Genomic DNA, 16,610 nt, shown 5'->3' on the forward strand with positions numbered 1-16,610 from the left:
GGGGTCTTTTTTTGGCTAAACCGCCGCGCCGCTAGTGGGTGTTTTGTCTTGTTGTTGGTTTTGTTGCACGCGCAAGGACCGCAACCAGAGGACTACTCGCGAGGGAGATCAGCCGCGGCCCTTGTCGTAGTGCCGCTTCGCCCGCGCCCGGTTCCCGCAGTCGGACGAACTGCACCACCGCCGCGACCGGTTGCGCGTGTGGTCGGTGAAGATCCAGCCGCAGCCCGGCCCCTCGCACTCCCGGATCCGGGCGAGTTCCCCGGATCGCAACAGGTCTTCGGTCGCCAGCGCGAGGAAATGCGGCAGCGCGGCGTCGTTCTCCAGCGGAACCGTCCACCGCAGCGGCAAGGACGGCGCGAGCCCGGCGTGCCGGTAGGCGGCGACCAGCGGTTTCCGCAGGGCCGCGACGTCCGGGGGATCGGACACGAGCACCCGGTAGAGCGTCTCGCGGAACGCCTTCACCGTTTCCAGGACGGCCTCGGAGATCTCCAGCCGCTCCGGGCCCGCGCCGACCAGGACGACCCACTCGGACAGTCGTACCGGGGCGGACAGCCGGTCCTCTCGCCGGACCGGATCGCGGCGCCAGGAAACGGTGTTGACCAGGTCCAACGGCAGGCTTCCGCCGATGCTGTCGTAACCGTCCCAGTGATCGCTCACGAATCCTCCTAATGGTCAAACTCAGTTTAGCTTGTTAGGGTCGAGCCATGACAACGCTCCGGCGGCAGTATTTGGCCGGCGCCCGTGTCGGGCTCGGACTGGGCGTCGCGACCTTCGTTCTCGGTGTCACCTTCGGCGCCTACAGCCAGACCTTGGCCTGGGGGATCGTGGCCCCGATCGTCGCGTCGATCGTCGTGTTCTCCGGTTCGGCCCAGTTCGCGATGGCCACCGCGCTGGCGGGCGGCGGCAACCTCGCCGTCGCGGTCGGCGCGGCCGCCCTGATCAACGCCCGGTTCCTGCCGATGGGGGTCTCCGTCGCCGGGGATCTGCGTGGCGGGCGCCTGCGCCGCGCGTGGGAGGGACAGGCCGTCGTCGACGGCTCCTGGGTGGCCTCCCACCTCGGCGGCGGGCGTTACGACCGCGAAAAGATGATCGGCTGCACGCTCGTCCAGTTACCCGCCTGGGTCCTGGGCACCGTGCTCGGCGTCGTGGCGGCCCCATCACCGGACATCGTCGCGCGCTTCGGACTCGACGTCGTGTTCCCCGGTTTCTTCCTGGTCCTGCTCATCGACGAGCTGCGCCGTTCGCGTGAAGCCGTTTGGACGGCCGCGCTCGCCGCCTGCCTTGCCGGGATCCTGGTGCTGTTCGTCCCAGTGGGCCTCGCGCTGATCGGCGCTTCGGCCGCCGCGGTGCTGGGACTGGCGGTGCGGCGATGACACTCTGGTTCGCCATCGGCGCCGTCGCGCTGATCAGCATCGGGTTCAAGGCCGCGGGCCCGGCCCTGCTCGGCGACCGGGAACTGCCGCCACGGCCGGCCGCGGTGATCGCCCTGCTCGCGCCCGCGCTGCTGGCCGGTCTCGTGCTCGCCGACGTCACCGGCCCGGCCTGGACCGGGGTGGACTGGACGCTGTGCGCCGGATTGGCGGCGATCACGGTGACCTACCTGCTGCGTGTCCCGGTGCTCGCCGCGATCCTGTGCGGGGTCGTCGTCACGGCCGCCCTGCGGTTCCTGCTCTAGGGCCCTCGCTAGCTCCAGAACGGGCCGGAAAGCCCGGCCTGGTTGAAGTACGCGGCCGCGGCCGCCGGGTCCCGGCGCTGGTAACCGTGCTCGAGCCTGCCCGCGTACCAGCCGGCCGCGAGCCGCCACAGTGTCGCCAGATCCAGGACGTAACCCTTGTCCTGTCCCGTTTCCGTCAGCCATCCGTCCACACAGGACTCGCCGCAGAACAGGCGCTGGTTGCCGCAGGTGTGCACGACGTCGTCCCACATCCGCGCCGCCGGGACCAGGAAATGCGCGACCAGTTCACCCTTCGGTGGTGTCCGGTCGTTCACCATCAATGCTTGCGGTTCGCCGCAGCCCCGGCAGCGGGTGGACACCAGCACCTCGGGTTCGGCCTTCACCACATGCGGGATCGCGAACGCGTCCCACGCGCAGCCGCCCCACCAGAGCGTCCGCTCGCCCATCACCGAGAACCCCAGCGGGATCGCCGCGAACGGATGGGCCATCGCGACGTGCTCGCGGGCGTCGAGCACCAGATGCCGCTGCTCGGCGAGCCGGTGCAAAGCCTGTTTGGCCACCGCGAGCGACCCGTGGGCGGCGTCGGCCAGTTCCGGCGCGGTCGGCGGCCTCCCGTGGTCGGCGAAGGCGCGGTAGACCGCGACGCGGACGTCTTCGTCCCAGCTGGTGTCATTCTCGGCGCTCATGGCGGCTCCCCGTAGTCGTCTGACGAGTCTCCCCAGGCCGGCGCGGCTCGGCAACCGCTCGTGGGTGACTGAAGGCGCCTGTTCATTGACTGAGAGGGGCCTCCCAACCGGCGGACATTCCCCCTTAACATGGCGGTATGACGTCGGTGGTCGAGCGGTTGCAGGGTGATGGACCCGTGTTCTCCATCGAGTTCTTCCCGCCTCGTGACACGGCGGACGAGGCCGTGCTGTGGAAGTCGATCCGGGAACTCGAGCCACTGGACCCGGCGTACATGTCGATCACCTACGGCGCGGGCGGGTCCAGCCGTGACGGCACGATCCGCAGCATCGCCCGCGTCGCCACCGAGACCACGCTGGTCCCGATGGCGCATCTCACCGCTGTGAACCACTCGGTCGCGGAGCTGCGCAACGTCATCGGCTGGTACGCCGCCGTCGGCGTCCGGAACATCCTCGCGCTGCGCGGCGACCCGCAGGGCGACGTCTACGGCGACTGGGTCCCGCATCCGGACGGGCTCAACTACGCCGAGGAACTCGTCGAGCTGGTGCGCTCGCTCGGCGACTTCTGCGTCGGCGTCTCGGCCTTCCCGTACGGCCACCCGAGGTCGGCGAACCTCGAAGCCGACACCGAGTACCTCGTGCGCAAACTGCGCGCGGGTGCGGACTTCGCCATCGCGCAGCTGTTCTTCGAGCCCGAAGACTTCCTCCGCCTGCGGGATCGGGTCGCGGCCACCGGCTGCGAGGCGCTGGTCATCCCCGGCATCATGCCGCTGACCACGCTGAGGACCCTGCACACGTCGATCAAGCTGTCCGGCGCGCCCGCACCGAGCCGGCTGCTGGACCGGCTCGAACCGCTGGCCGACGACCCCAAGGCGTTCCGCGCGGCCGGTATCGACGCGGTGACCGAACTCTGCGAGCGGCTCATCGCCGAAGGCGTGCCCGACCTGCACTTCTACACGTTCAACCGGTCCAAGGCCACCCGCGAGGTGGTCAGCAGGCTCGGGCTGGTCCCCGCCCGCGCGTAACTCCGTACCGAAGTCGCCCGCTGTCCCGGTAGCGTGCTGGTCATGGCTTCAACTGCGCACGGTGTGCATCAGATCTGTGACCGGTACGTCGACGAGATCGCGGCGGCGGACCCGGTCGAGGCGACGATGCTCGGCGTCACCGGATACGACGATCAGCTGACCGACTACTCGCCCGCCGGCCACGCGGCGCGGGCCGCCATCGCCACCCGCGCCCTGGCCGACATCGAGGCGGCCGAACCCGCCGACGACGCCGAGCGCGCGGCCAAGGCGGTGTTCACCGAGCGGATCGGGCTGACGCTGGAGATCCACGAGGCCGGTCTCGACCTCGCCGTGCTGAACGTGATCGACGGCCCCGCGCAGAACCTGCGGATGGTCTTCGACCTCATGCCGACCGACACCGAATCGGACTGGGCGAACATCGGCGCCCGGATGGCGAAGGTCCCCGCCGCGCTGGACCAGCTCCGCGCGTCGCTGCTCGCGGCCGCCGACGCGGGCCACGTCGCGGCACTGCGTCAGGTCAGCAAGGTCGCCGAACAGGCCGAGACCTGGGCCGGGCTCAAAGAGGACACCGGGTTCTTCAGCACGCTGGTCTCGGGTGCGAAGAACGTCGACAAGAAGCTTCGCGCCGAACTCGACCAGGCCGCCCACGCCGCGCAGGAGGCCTACGCGGAGTTCGCCGGTTTCCTCCGCGCCGAACTCGCCCCGCTGGCGCCGGTCAAGGACGCCGTCGGCGCCGAGGTCTACAAACTGTGGTCCCGTGTCTTCACCGGCGCCACCCTCGACCTGGACGAGGCCTACACCTGGGGCTGGGCCGAGTTCTCCCGTATCGAAGCGGAAATGCGCGAGGTCGCCGGCCGGATCAAACCCGGCGCCACCCTTGCCGAGGCGGCCGCCGTCCTCGACGCCGACCCGAAGTACGTCGTCCGCGGCCGGTCGGAATTCCAGGCCTGGATGCAGAATCTCTCCGACAACGCGCTGAAGTCGTTGCGAGGCAAGCACTTCGACATCTCCGACCGGGTGATGGAGCTGGAGTGCAAGATCGCCCCGCCCGGCGGGACCGTCGGCGCGTACTACACCGGCCCCAGCGAGGACTTCTCGCGGCCCGGCCGCATGTGGTGGTCCCTGCCGCAGGGCAAGGACGAGTTCATCACCTGGCGCGAGGTAAGCACCGTCTACCACGAGGGCGCGCCCGGCCACCACCTGCAGATCGCGACCGCCGTCGACCAGTCCGAGTCGCTCAACAAGTACCAGCGGCTGCTGGCGTTCACCTCCGGGCACGCCGAAGGCTGGGCGCTGTACTCCGAGCGGCTCATGGAGGACCTCGGCTTCCTTGCCGACGACGGTGAACTCCTCGGCATGCTGTCCGAGCAGCTGTTCCGTGCCGCGCGGGTGATCGTCGACATCGGCATGCACCTGGAACTGGAGATCCCGGCAGGTACCGGATTTCACGAGGGCGAACGGTGGACGCCCGACCTCGGCCTGGAGTTCATGCTGACCAGGACCATCACCGACCCGGCCCACGTGCACGACGAGATCGACCGCTACCTTGGCTGGCCCGGCCAGGCACCGTCGTACAAACTCGGCGAACGCCTCTGGCTCGCCGCGCGCGACGACGCCCGTGCCCGGCAGGGCGACGCCTTCGACATCAAGCAGTTCCACACGCGGGCGCTGGCGCTCGGCGGGATGGGACTGGACACGCTGCGGGAGATGCTGGCCGCGTTGGATTGAGCCGCTTTCGGGCCCAGGACGTTCCCGCTCGTTGGCCGCGGGTAAGTACGTGAAGGCCCCCTTGCTTGCGCCTAGCGCGGGGAAGGGGGCCTTCCTGTACTTGCCCTGCACTTGGGGAGCGTCCTGCCCCGCCGCGCGTGTCATGAGGGGTCCCCATCGGACATTTTTCGTCCTATGGGGACCCCTCATGACACTGGGCTTACGACACTGGGCTCATGACACTGGGCTCAGGACACCCGGCGCGCACGGTTCGCGGTCCGAGACCCGGTCCGGTGCCGCAATTCACGTGCGGCACCCGCCTGACGCTTGCTACGTTCGCTCTCGTGCACCGGATCTTTCTCGTCACCCCACCTCCCGCCTCCTGAGCGGGGTGTGTGCGGGCCGTACGGCGTTTCAGCCGTCCGGCCGGTCCGTGATGCGCTGAAAACACCCCGCGTCGTCGCCGTCCACTGACACGACAAAGACGCAGGAGCGTTACCCATGTCCGTTGCCGTACCCACGCGCGCCCGATCCTCGGCCGCGCTCGTGCTCGCCGGAGTCCTCTGGGGGACCGGCGGTCTCGCCGGTTCCCTGCTCGCGTCCCGCGCGGGGCTGCATCCACTGAGCGTCGCCGCCTACAGGCTGCTCATCGGCGGCGTCATCGCCACCGGCTATCTCTGGCTCACCGGAGGCCTTCGAGGCCTTCCCCGCACCTCCGCGGCCCGGCGACGGCTACTGGTCGTCGGCGGGTTGTTCGCTTTGTTCCAGACCAGCTACTTCGCCGCGGTCTCGCTGAGTTCGGTGAGCGTCGCGACCATGACCACCATCGGCAGCGCACCCGTGCTGCTCGCCGTCGTGACCGTCGTCAAAACGCGCAGCCTGCCCGGGACCTGGACGCTGGTGTCCCTCGCGGGCTCTCTCGTCGGGCTCGCGCTGTTGCAATGGACGCCGGGGGAGGACGTCAACGCGGCAGGAGTCCTCTTCGCTCTTCTCGCCGCGGCCGGGTTCGCCGCGCTGACACTGGTCAATGCGACCCGCATCGACGGGCTGGATCCCTTGTCCACCACGGCTTTCGGCTGCCTGATCGGCGGAGCCGTGCTCACGCCCGCGGCGTTGTGGTTTGGAATGGCCGTGCCGCTGCAAGCCGACGTGCTCGCACTCGTCGTCTACTTCGGCGTCGTGCCCACGGCGCTGGCCTACGCGGCGTACTTTCGCGGTCTCGAAAGCGCGCATCCCGTGCTGGCCGCGTTGTCCGCGCTGCTCGAACCGCTGACCGCCGCGCTGCTGTCCATGGTGGTACTCGGTGAACGGCTCGGTGCCGTCGGCTGGTGCGGCGCGGCGGTGCTCATCGCCGCGCTCGCCGTCGCCTACTCCAGGCCTGTGACCTAGAGCGGCAGCGTCCGGCCGAGGATCGCGAACGCCCGGGGATCCCCGGCGAAGTGGTAGTCCCGCAGCACATCGACGAATCCGACGCGCCGGTACAGGTTCCAGGCCCGGCTGGTGCCTTCCGGCGTGGAAAGGAGGACGTGGGCGTTGGGCACGCCGTCGAGCAGGCGTCGCAGGAGGTCCTCGCCGATCCGCTTTCCCTGGCTTTCGGGGCTGACGTGGATCTCGGTGAGCTCGAAGTAGTCGGACATCCAGTACTCGGCGGCGGCCTGGCCCTCGCGGCGGGTCAGGCCGTGCCGGACCTGCTCGTGCCACCACTGGCCGCCGCGGCCTTTGTAGCCGTACGCGAGTCCGAGCAGGACACCGTCCGCGTCGAGCGCGGCCATACAGCGCCAGCCCTCGCGGAGCGCGTGCGTGAGCCACATCGGCGCGCGTTGTTCCGCCGTGCCTTCGGGATAGCGCATGGCGTTGACGTAGATGGTCAGCGCCTCGGGGAGCCGGGCGCGGAACTCGTCCGCGGACAGCTGGACGTAGCGGGTGCATTCCGAGGACATCGCGGTCACGGGCGTCCATCCTGCCCGTCGCCCGCGACGTTCGCGGGAGTGCCCCCGGTCAGCTCGACCAGGCGATCGAACGTCGTGGGGAACACCGACTTCGGATGTCCGGCGGCGGCCCAGACGACGTCGTGGGCACGCAACGCGGTGTCGACGAGCGTGGTCAACGCCTTCGGATGACCGACCGGCGCGACCCCGCCGATCGGCTGGCCGGTGTGCTCGCGGACGAAATCCGCGTCCGCCTTGCCGATCTCCTCGAACCCGGTCAGCGACGCGAGGAGCCCGGTGTCGGCGCGGTGCGCGCCGGAGGTCAGCGCGAGCAGGGCGGTTTCCGTGCCGTCGGCGCGGCCGCGGAAGACGAGGCTGTTCGCGATCGCGCCGACCTCGACGCCGAGTGCTTCGGCGGCCTGCGCGGCCGTGCGGACTTCGGCGGGGAGGAGCCGGATCCCGTCGGCGGCTGCCTGCTGACCCGCCTCGGCGAGCGCGGCCGCGACCTTGGCGACCGAGGGATGGCCGGAGTGGTCGATGGTGCTCATGAGCCTATGAGATCACGTGACCGATCCGGTGTCCCGCACCACATGCGGCGATCACCCGGCTACGGGTCGAGGCTGCCGGGGTTGAAGAAAGGGGCACTTCAGGGTTACATTGGTCTTGTTCGAACAGACGTTCGACATTCGGTGAGCGCGCACCGGTAGGTGCCCGGAGCGGGGGCGGGGGAAGCGCCTCGGCCCCGGGCACCGGCCGGCGCTCACGTACAGGAGGAGGGTCGTCATGTCCGTTTCGGTCGTGTCCCCCGACGAAGCCAGGAGGCCGGGGGGCGCCGCGCAGCCCGCCCTGCCCATGTCGTTGCGCCCGCCGGCACCACCCGCGGCGGTCTCCTTGTACGCACAGGCTCGGCGAGGCCTCGGCGAGGCGGAACGGGAGACCGATCCCGCGGAGCGGTTCATCGGGGCGTATCTCGCCGCGTTGCGGGCCGCGGCGGCGGTGCTGGAGGCCCGGGGTCGTCCGCACCGGGGCCGGGCCAGGCCGGCGAGCGGCTGGGTGCTGCTCGAATCCGTCGCGCCGGAATTGAAGGAGTGGGCGGTGTTCTTCGCGGCCAACTCCGCGACTCGGGCCGCCGCGCAGGCCGGGATCACCGGCAAGGTCACCGTCGAAATGGCGGACGAGCTGGCACAGGCGGCCTCGGTGTTCCTGGAACTGGTGCGCCGGTTGGTACACGGGCTGCCGATGGGTGGCGGGGCATATGTGGCCTAGGGCGTGTCTGGCAAATCTCGTTCGCGGTCTTCGCGCTCAGGTGGTTCCTGGCGGCGCGGGCCCTTCGACCGAGTACGTCCAGTACGAGGCCGAACCGCCCACACCACCAGGAACCACCTGGATCACGAAGCCCATCGAACAGAGCTACAGGACACGGCTTAGCCGCGGAGAGGGGGTGCCCGATGGCCGGGCAGGCCATGATCGACCAGGGCAGGTTCCTGGAGGTGATCGGCGTCGAAACCGAGCTAATGGCTCAGGTGGCGCATACCGCGTCCGCGGACGCGCCGGTCCCGACCTGTCCCGGCTGGACGCTCGGTGAAGTGCTCCGGCACGTGGGCAGCGTGTACCGCGTCACCCGCCGGTGGATCACCGATGGACGGCGTCCGGAGCACTGGCAGCGCAAACCGGGGCCGGGGCAGTCCCTGGAGGAGTACTTCCGCGAGGGCCGGGACGAACTGATCGCCGAACTGTCCGCGCATGACGCGGACGAACTGGCGCCGACCTGGTGGCCGGCGGACCGCAGTTACGGGTTCTGGCGTCGGCGGATGGCGCACGAGGCGACGATCCACCGGGTCGACGCGGAGAGCGCGGCCGGGCGGGAGCCGTCGGAGATTCCCGAGGACGTGGCCGTCGACGGGATCGACGAGGCACTCGTGCTCTGGTTCGGCCAGCGGTTACCGCTGCTGGGACTGTCCGGGACCAGGACCGGATCGGTCGGGGTGCGCACCGCGGGCCACCACTGGATCGCCAGAGCCGGGCCTTCGGAAACGATCGCCTGGCGTTGCTCGGCCGAAGAAGCGCAGCGGGCGGACGATCTGGTCACCGGGAAACCGGACAAGATCTACCGCTGGCTCTGGGGCCGGGCGGGTCCGACGGCGGTGACGGTCAGCGGAGACCAGGACATGGCGGGACAACTTTGGGCCCTCTTGCGGCTCGCGACCCGATGACCGGTCGGTGGGGAAGCCAAACCGGTCAGAAGTGTCAGTGGTGCCGTCTAGGGTCGCCGGTGTGTCAGCACATCTGGTGAACCTGGTCTTCGACTCGGCCCTTCCCAGAGATCTGGCGGGTTTCTGGGAAGGGCTGATCAGCTGGGACGCCCCGTTCGGCCTGGACTTCCGCCCGTCGGCGGAGGCCAAACGGGGCAAGAACCGGCTGCACCTGGATCTGGCGAGCCGTACGCCGGAACACCAGGCCGAGCTGGTGGAGCACGCGTTGTCCCTCGGCGCGCGGCATATCGACATCGGCCAGGGCCCGCCGGAAGAGAACAGGGTGCCGTGGGTGGTACTGGCGGATCCCGGGGGCAACGAGTTCTGCGTCCTCGAACCCCGCGAGCAGTACGCGGCCGCCGGCGCGATCGCTTCGGTCGTCACCGACGTTCGTGACCCGCTCCGGGCCGCGGAGTTCTGGTCAGCCACGCTCGGCTGGGAGATCGGCGTGCGGGAGCAGGCGATCGTGGGCCTGCGGCCGCCGGACGGCCGGGGTCCGTGGGTGGAGTTCCTGGCCACCGAGCAGGAGAAACAGTACGAAAACCGGCTGCATTTCGTCATCGCGCCCTCGGCGGGTGAGCGGGCCGCCGAGGCACGGCGTCTTCGGGAACTCGGCGCGACGGTGCTGCGTGGAGAGGTCCTGCGTGACCCGGAAAGCAACGAGTTTCGCCTGCTCGGTGTTTCGCCGGGATTGCGCGACGGCACCGAACGCTGACCTGAGCGAAACACCGGCGCCGTGGGCAGGCAACAACCGGCCGGGACCGTGGAAGGCATGGAGACCTCGCGAGTCCGGCCCACCCAGGTTCATCCCGTCGAAGACACGGCGGCCGCGACGGCCTGGCGAGTCCGGGTCCGGGTGGACGACCGGCCCGGCACCCTCGCCAGGATCGCGATCCGGCTGGCCGACCTCGAGTGCAACATCCTCGGGCTGTCGGTACTCCCGGTCCCCGGTGGCGTACTCGACGAGATCGTCCTGCGGCCCGCGAGCGGGCTGCCTCGGCAACTGCTCGTCGACGCGATCCGCGACGAGGGCTGCGAATGCTCCGCCGTCATCGACGCCGACCTGGCCGAACTGGTCGACCCGGCCACCGCGACGCTCGTGTCGGCCAAGCGGGCCGTCGACGAGCCCGAAGGTCTCGCGGAGGTGCTCCGCGGTGTCCTCGCGGCCGACCTTGTCACGAAGGTCCCGTCGATCGAGGCGAACCCGGCCCGCACCGAAGGCGGGCACCGGGCGGTGTTCCCCGCCGGGGACGGCACCGCGTTCGTCGCACGCCGACGGTGGTCGCCGTTCGTCGAACTGGAACTGAGCCGGGCCGTCGCGCTGATCGGCCTGATGACCGCCGTGCGGGACAACGTGACCGGGCCGATCGTGCTCGACCGGCCCGACGGAGCCGCGATCGTCCTGCGAAAGGGCGTGCCCGGCGACGCGGACGCGGTGTCCGCGTTGCATCAGAGATGCTCGATGACGACGCTTTTCCACCGCTACCACACCGGAATACGCGCCGTTCCCCGTCGCTGGCTGCACCGGCTGCTGATGCCGCCGCGTGGGGTGAGCCTGCTGGCGGTCTGCGGCCGGGAGGTGATCGGGCTCGGTCAGCTGATCCCGGCCGCCAACGGCGGCGCGGCCGAGGTTTCCCTGCTGGTCGAGGATTCCTGGCAGCGTCAGGGCGTCGGCACGGCCTTGCTGGCCAGGCTCGCCGTCCTCGCCACCGCCAAGGGGGAAATCGAACTCGCCGCCGTCTGCCTGCCCGGCGACGATTCCCTCTACCGCACCGCCGTCCGGGTGGGCCTCCGCCCGGAACGCGCCCCCGGCGACTCCGGCACCCTGCGCTTCCGCCTCCCCGACGCCCGCGTCTAGCCCTCTGGTCGCGCCCCACCTCGCCGCAATTAGTCCTCTAGTTGCGGTAGTACGCCCTACGAACTACCGCAACCAGAGGACTAATTGCGCCAGTCCGTCTCCCCGGCCACGCAAGTAGTCCTCTGGTTGCGGTCGTTGGGGATACGAACTACCGCAACTAGAGGACTAATTGCGAGGAGGGGGTCAGCGCTTCCAGAACCAGTCTTTGCCGCGAGCCTCGCCCAGCGCCTGCTTCTTGCGGTCGATGGTGAGGCGGTCCAGGTAGAGCTTGCCGTCGAGGTGATCGGTCTCGTGCTGAAGGCATTGCGCGAGTACGTCGAAGCCTTCGACCTCGACCGGTTTGTTACGCAGATCGACACCGCGCACCACGGCCCGCTTCGCGCGCACCACGGGGAACCACAGCTCCGGGACGGAAAGGCAGCCCTCGCCGATCTCGTGCGTCTCCTCGGAGAGTTCGGTGATCTCCGGGTTGATCACGTAGCCGGTCAGCCCGCCGACGTCGTAGCTGAACACCCGCAGCCCGACCCCGATCTGCGGCGCCGCGAGTCCCGCTCGCCCGGCCGGTTTCACCCCGTCCATCAGATCGGTCACCAGGGACTCGATCTTCTTGTCGAATTTCGTGACCGGGTCGCATACGGTCTTGAGCACGGGATCCCCGAAATAGCGCAGGTCGCGCATCACCATGTTCGAACGTCCTTCTCCGCAGGTCTGGGGAACAAGTCTAGGCCCGCAGCCGCAGGCCCTTCGGGGTCGCCCGGAATCCCGCCTCCTGGAGCACCGAGGACAGCTCGGAGGTGAGCGCCACCTCGCCGTCGGCCTTCTGCACCGCGAGCTGACCCAGCCAGCCTTCCCGGACCGCCGTCGACAGCGCCCGCGCGGCCGACCGCAGCGTCTCCTGATCGTCGGTGAAGCTCAGCAGTGACCGGCCGCCGCGTTCCACGTACATCGCCGGGACCCCGTCCACGAGCACCGCCAGCGCACCCGCTTTCCTTGCCGGACGGTGCTTCGTGTCACCCGTCGCGGCAGGCCATGACAAGGCGGCGCCATACGGTTGCGCCGGGTCGGCGGCGGCGAGCACGACCGCGCCTTCCTGGGTGGTGCGCTGGTTTGCGGACTGCGCGCGCAGCCTGTCGACGGCGCCCTTCGCCGCGAACTGCGCGGCGCCGAGACCCTCGACGACGTAGCCCCGGACGACCTGCCCGGAGTCCTCCATACCGCGCAAGACCTTGTAGATCCCGGAAAAACCGCCTGTCACCCGCTCGGTGTCGAGTGCGCCCCTGGTGAGGACGCCGTGCCGTTCCAGGAAGGCCTCTGTTCGCGCGTGGGCGCGCCGCGTCGGATCCGGTTCGCGGTCCGGGGTCAGCGCCCAGCGGCCCGCCACCGTCGGCGGCCCGGCCCGCGACGGCATCGCCGGCCGCCCGGCCCGCAACCGCGCGTACCGCCCGCGTGGAGCCTGACGCCGGGGTTTGTGCGCCGCGCCCGAGCCCGAAACCTGCGCCCGCAACGGGCCAAGTGTGTCCCCGGTGACGAGCCCGGCCCACACCAGATCCCACAGCGCGGCAACGACTTCGCCGTCGTTCGGTGGCGTCTCGACCAACGGCGACGCCCGTTCCACGAGCTGGCGGAAGAACTGCGCCCCACCCTCCAAAGTGGACAGAATGGCCTCGTGCAGCGGGCTGGAGGGAAGGTCGTCGTCGAGGTCGGGCAGCAGCAGATCGGCGACATCCGTGGGTGCCAGCGCCAGCCAGCCGTCCCCGCCGGAGAGTGAACCGCAGCCGCACCAGGTGACCTCGCCCGCCGTGGTGAGTTCGTCCAGCAGCGAGGGCGTGTAGCCGGGCAGCCTGCTCGGCAGGATCAACGACTCGACCGCGCTCGCCGGCAGTGGTGCCCCGGCCAGTTGCTCGACCACGGACAGCACGTCATCCGCTGTCGGTGCCGAACGTACCCGCGCGCCGATGCCGTGCCACGACGGCAGGAACCGGCCCAAGGCCGCCGGTTCGACCGGCTCGACCTCGGCCCGCAGCCGGGCCAGCGACGCCCGCCGGAGCCTCCGCAGCACCGAAGCGTCGCAGAACTCCATGCCGACACCGTGCGTCTCCGGATGCCCGACCGGGCTCAGTTCGCCCCGGACCAGCCTGCCTTGCGCGGTCAGCCTGTCCAGTACGCCGGTGACCACGGCCGTCCCGAGCCCGAACCGCTCGGCGGCCTGGCGGGCGCTGAACGGGCCGCGGCTGCGGGAGTAGCGGGAAAGGAGGTCACCGACGGGGTCCTCGACCGGTTCGGTGAACGCCTCCGGCACACCGACCGGCAGCGCGGTGCCCAGCGCGTCCCGTACCCGGCCCGCGTCCTCGATGGCGATGAACCGCTCACCGCCGCCGATGCGGACCCGGAGCACCCGCCGCGCCGATTCCAGCTCCTCCAGCCACTCCCGCTGGATGCCGCGGGCGGCGGCCTCCTCGATCGACAGATCCCCGAGGAACCGCAACAGATCCGCGGCCTCCTCGGCGTTGCGGGCGTGCCTGTCCGGATCGAGCCGCTGCAGCGACCGCTCGACCTCCGCGACGACTTCGGCGTCCAGCAGCTCCCGGATCGCCTCGGTGCCGAGCAGTTCGGCCAGCAGGGTCGAATCGAGCGCCAGCGCCGCCGCGCGCCGTTCCGCGAGCGGGGCGTCGGTCTCGTACAGGAACATCCCGACGTAGCCGAAGAGCAGGCTGCGCGCGAACGGCGAGGCCGACGGCGTCTCGACCTCGACCAGTTTGACTTTCCGCGACCGGACGTCGGCCATCAGTTCGCGCAGCCCGCCGACGTCGTACACGTCCTGCAGGACTTCCCGCATCGCTTCCAGCACCACGGGGAACCGCTCGTACTTGGCCGCCACGGAAAGCAGTTGCGACGCGCGTTGCCGTTGCTGCCACAGGGGAGTGCGGCGGCGCGGATCACGGCGGGGGAGCAGCAGCGACCGCGCCGCGCACTCCCGGAACCGCGCGGCGAACACCGCCGAGCCGCCGACTTCGGTGACGATCAGCTGCTCGACCTCTTCCGGATCGAGCAGTACGTCGTCGATGCCGATGGTGACTTCGGCACCCTCGACGTCCAGAGCCTCCGGAAGCCGCAGCACGATGCCGTCGTCGGAATGCGCCACCTGCGCGTCGACCCCGCGGTTCTCCCGCAGCCGGGCCGCGATCGCGAGCGCCCACGGCGCGTTCACCTGAGCACCGAACGGGGAGTGCAGGATGACCCGCCAGTCACCCAATTCGTCGCGGAACCGTTCCAGCAGCACGGTCTTGTCGTTCGGGACGTGCCGCGTGGCCGCCTTCTGTTCTTCCAGATACGCCAGCAGATTGTCGCAGGCGTAGGCGTCCAGCCCGGCCGCCGCGGCGCGTTTCCGTGCCACCGCCGGGTCCGAAGTGGACAGTTCGCGGACAAACGCGCCCAGTGCCCGCCCCAGTTCCAAAGGACGGCCGGGGGCATCGCCTTTCCAGAACGGCATCCGCGCGGGCTCACCCGGCGCGGGCACCACGATCACGCGGTCGTGGGTGATGTCGGTGACCCGCCAGGAGGAGGTGCCGAGCAGGATCGTGTCGCCGACCCGGGACTCGTAGACCATCTCTTCGTCGAGTTCGCCCACCCGCGACCCCGGTTTGTCGCCGCCGCCCGGCGTCATCACGGTGAACAGGCCGCGGTCGGGGATCGTGCCGCCGGAGGTCACCGCCAGCCGCTGCGAACCAGGGCGGCCGTGCAGTTCGCCGCTGACCCTGTCCCAGGTGATCCGGGCGCGCAGTTCGCCGAACTCCTCGCTCGGGTACCGGCCGGCGAGCATGTCGAGCACCGCCATCAGCGCGTCGTCCGGCAGGGACGCGAACGGTGCCGCCCGTCTGGCGAGCGCGGCCACTTCGTCGACCGTCCACGATTCGAGCGCCACCATCGCCACGATCTGCTGCGCGAGCACGTCCAGCGGGTTGCGCGGGTACCGCACCGCCTCGATCGCCCCGGCCGCCATCCGTTCCGCGACCACCGCGCACGAGACGAGGTCGCCGCGGAACTTGGGGAACATCACCCCGCTCGACACGGCGCCGACCTGGTGCCCGGCCCGGCCGACCCGCTGCAGTCCCGAAGCGACCGTCGGCGGTGCCTCGATCTGCACGACGAGATCGACCGCGCCCATGTCGATGCCCAGTTCCAGCGAGGACGTCGCGACGACGCACGCGAGGCGGCCCGTCTTGAGTTCCTCTTCGACGTGGGTGCGCTGCTCGCGCGACATCGACCCGTGGTGCGCCCGCGCGATCACCGGTGCCGCGCCCGTGGTGAGCCCGGACTGGCCGATCGCCTCGGCCGGGTACCGCTGGTCGGGCTCCAGTTCGGACTGCTGGGCGACGAGTTCGTTGAGCCGGGCCGTCATCCGCTCGGTCAGCCGCCGCGAGTTGGCGAACACGATCGTCGACCGATGAGCCTGGATCAGTTCCAGGACCCGTTCCTCCACGGCGGGCCAGATGGACGGCCTTCGTGGTGTGCCGTCGATCTCGTCCAGCGAGCCGGGTAGCCGCGCGAGGCCCGCGTCGAGGTCTTCGTTCTGCTTCGGCCCTTGAGGACCGTCGAGATTGGACATGTCCTCGACAGGGACCTCGACGCGGACCTCGATCGTCTTCGCGAGCTTCGGCTGGACGACGGTGACCGGCCTGCCGCCCGCCAGGAACGAGGCGACCTCGTCGATCGGCCGGACGGTCGCCGAGAGCCCGATCCGCTGGGCGGGCTTCTCCAGGAGAGCGTCGAGCCGTTCGAGTGACAGCGCCAGATGCGCGCCGCGTTTGCCACCCGCGACCGCGTGCACCTCGTCGATGATCACCGTCTCCACGCCACGCAGCGAATCGCGCGCGGACGAGGTGAGGATGAGGAACAGTGACTCCGGTGTGGTGACCAGCACGTCCGGCGGGGTCTTGCCGAAGGAGCGCCGTTCGGCGGCCGTGGTGTCGCCGGTGCGCATGCCGACGCCGATGTCCGGCACCGGCAGACCGAGCCGCCGTGACGCCTGGGAGATCCCGGCCAGCGGGGCCCGGAGGTTGCGCTGGACGTCGACAGCCAGCGCCTTCAGCGGCGAGACATAGAGGACACGGCAGCGTTTCCGCGGTTCGGCGGGTGGCGGCTCCACCGACAGCCTGTCCAGTGCCCACAAGAACGCCGACAGTGTCTTGCCGGAGCCCGTCGGCGCCACGACCAGCGCGTTCTGCCTCGCGTGCGCGGCTCGCCACGCCCCCTCCTGCGCGCTGGTGGGCGCGGCGAAGGCCCCGCTGAACCAGTCCCTGGTCGCGGGGGAGAAGAGGTCGAGTACGTCTGCCACGCCGTCCATAGTGCGCCGGACCACCGACAGTTTCGCTCCCAGGCCCTCGACCAGCGGATCCTGTCACCCGGATCGGACGAGTTTGACGGGTCCGCACGTACGGTGACCGCGCTCGTGGGAGCATCACGGCCAGCGCGGCCGGATCGT

15 protein-coding genes are annotated in these 16,610 nt (G+C 70.2%); 9 read left to right on the forward strand and 6 right to left on the reverse strand.

The annotated features are described in order from the left end of the window. Positions 1-108: 108 nt before the first annotated feature. Positions 109-657, reverse strand: coding sequence for a CGNR zinc finger domain-containing protein (locus tag AB0M65_RS27250; RefSeq protein WP_364033303.1), 549 nt, complete (start codon positions 655-657; stop codon positions 109-111). Positions 658-704: 47 nt separating this feature from the next. Between AB0M65_RS27250 and AB0M65_RS27255 the strand changes: the two genes are divergently transcribed. After that, positions 705-1,373 (forward strand): AzlC family ABC transporter permease, encoded by a 669-nt coding sequence (locus AB0M65_RS27255; RefSeq protein WP_364033306.1) that lies wholly within the window; start codon positions 705-707, stop codon positions 1,371-1,373. Next, entirely contained in the window at positions 1,370-1,675 is a 306-nt protein-coding gene (locus AB0M65_RS27260) for an AzlD domain-containing protein (protein ID WP_364033309.1), read from the forward strand. The genes AB0M65_RS27255 and AB0M65_RS27260 overlap by 4 nt, the downstream gene beginning before the upstream one ends. An 8-nt stretch (positions 1,676-1,683) precedes the next feature. Here the strand turns inward: AB0M65_RS27260 and merB are convergent, their stop codons facing one another. Then, complete coding sequence (merB, locus tag AB0M65_RS27265) at positions 1,684-2,361, reverse strand: organomercurial lyase (RefSeq protein ID WP_364033312.1); 678 nt, start codon at positions 2,359-2,361, stop codon at positions 1,684-1,686. Between the two features lie 137 nt (positions 2,362-2,498). Between merB and metF the strand changes: the two genes are divergently transcribed. The 3 genes from metF (at position 2,499) to AB0M65_RS27280 (ending at position 6,479) form a co-directional block, all read left to right on the forward strand. Then, on the forward strand, positions 2,499-3,383 hold the full coding sequence (gene metF, locus AB0M65_RS27270; protein ID WP_364033314.1) for a methylenetetrahydrofolate reductase [NAD(P)H]: 885 nt from the start codon (positions 2,499-2,501) through the stop codon (positions 3,381-3,383). A gap of 42 nt (positions 3,384-3,425) precedes the next feature. Continuing rightward, entirely contained in the window at positions 3,426-5,111 is a 1,686-nt protein-coding gene (locus tag AB0M65_RS27275) for a DUF885 domain-containing protein (protein WP_364033317.1), read from the forward strand. A gap of 480 nt (positions 5,112-5,591) precedes the next feature. Then, positions 5,592-6,479, forward strand: coding sequence for an EamA family transporter (locus AB0M65_RS27280; RefSeq protein WP_364033320.1), 888 nt, complete (start codon positions 5,592-5,594; stop codon positions 6,477-6,479). On the opposite strand, the gene AB0M65_RS27285 is transcribed toward AB0M65_RS27280, so the two are convergent. Next, the gene (locus AB0M65_RS27285) at positions 6,476-7,039 is read right to left on the reverse strand and encodes a GNAT family N-acetyltransferase (RefSeq protein ID WP_364033323.1); all 564 of its coding nucleotides are present in this window, start codon (positions 7,037-7,039) and stop codon (positions 6,476-6,478) included. The genes AB0M65_RS27280 and AB0M65_RS27285 overlap by 4 nt on opposite strands. Beyond that, positions 7,036-7,566 (reverse strand): YbaK/EbsC family protein, encoded by a 531-nt coding sequence (locus AB0M65_RS27290; protein WP_364033326.1) that lies wholly within the window; start codon positions 7,564-7,566, stop codon positions 7,036-7,038. The genes AB0M65_RS27285 and AB0M65_RS27290 overlap by 4 nt, the downstream gene beginning before the upstream one ends. A gap of 235 nt (positions 7,567-7,801) precedes the next feature. Between AB0M65_RS27290 and AB0M65_RS27295 the strand changes: the two genes are divergently transcribed. The 4 genes from AB0M65_RS27295 (at position 7,802) to AB0M65_RS27310 (ending at position 11,128) form a co-directional block, all read left to right on the forward strand. Then, positions 7,802-8,284: an SAV_6107 family HEPN domain-containing protein gene (locus tag AB0M65_RS27295; RefSeq protein ID WP_364033329.1), complete on the forward strand. Its 483-nt coding sequence runs from the start codon at positions 7,802-7,804 to the stop codon at positions 8,282-8,284. A 182-nt stretch (positions 8,285-8,466) separates the two neighbouring features. Then, positions 8,467-9,231 (forward strand): maleylpyruvate isomerase family mycothiol-dependent enzyme, encoded by a 765-nt coding sequence (locus AB0M65_RS27300; protein WP_364033332.1) that lies wholly within the window; start codon positions 8,467-8,469, stop codon positions 9,229-9,231. Positions 9,232-9,292: 61 nt separating this feature from the next. Further along, positions 9,293-9,985 carry a VOC family protein gene (locus AB0M65_RS27305; RefSeq protein ID WP_364033335.1) on the forward strand — a complete coding sequence of 231 codons (693 nt, stop codon included), beginning with the start codon at positions 9,293-9,295 and terminating at the stop codon, positions 9,983-9,985. A gap of 57 nt (positions 9,986-10,042) precedes the next feature. Continuing rightward, the gene (locus AB0M65_RS27310) at positions 10,043-11,128 is read left to right on the forward strand and encodes a GNAT family N-acetyltransferase (protein ID WP_364033338.1); all 1,086 of its coding nucleotides are present in this window, start codon (positions 10,043-10,045) and stop codon (positions 11,126-11,128) included. A 183-nt stretch (positions 11,129-11,311) separates the two neighbouring features. Here the strand turns inward: AB0M65_RS27310 and def are convergent, their stop codons facing one another. Continuing rightward, the gene (gene def, locus AB0M65_RS27315; protein ID WP_364033341.1) at positions 11,312-11,812 is read right to left on the reverse strand and encodes a peptide deformylase; all 501 of its coding nucleotides are present in this window, start codon (positions 11,810-11,812) and stop codon (positions 11,312-11,314) included. 37 nt (positions 11,813-11,849) lie between these two features. Next, positions 11,850-16,472: an ATP-dependent helicase gene (locus AB0M65_RS27320; RefSeq protein WP_364033381.1), complete on the reverse strand. Its 4,623-nt coding sequence runs from the start codon at positions 16,470-16,472 to the stop codon at positions 11,850-11,852. Between the last annotated feature and the right edge of the window lie 138 nt (positions 16,473-16,610).

Origin of the sequence: Amycolatopsis sp. NPDC051071, from assembly GCF_040682875.1 — a bacterium.
Classification (GTDB): domain Bacteria; phylum Actinomycetota; class Actinomycetes; order Mycobacteriales; family Pseudonocardiaceae; genus Amycolatopsis.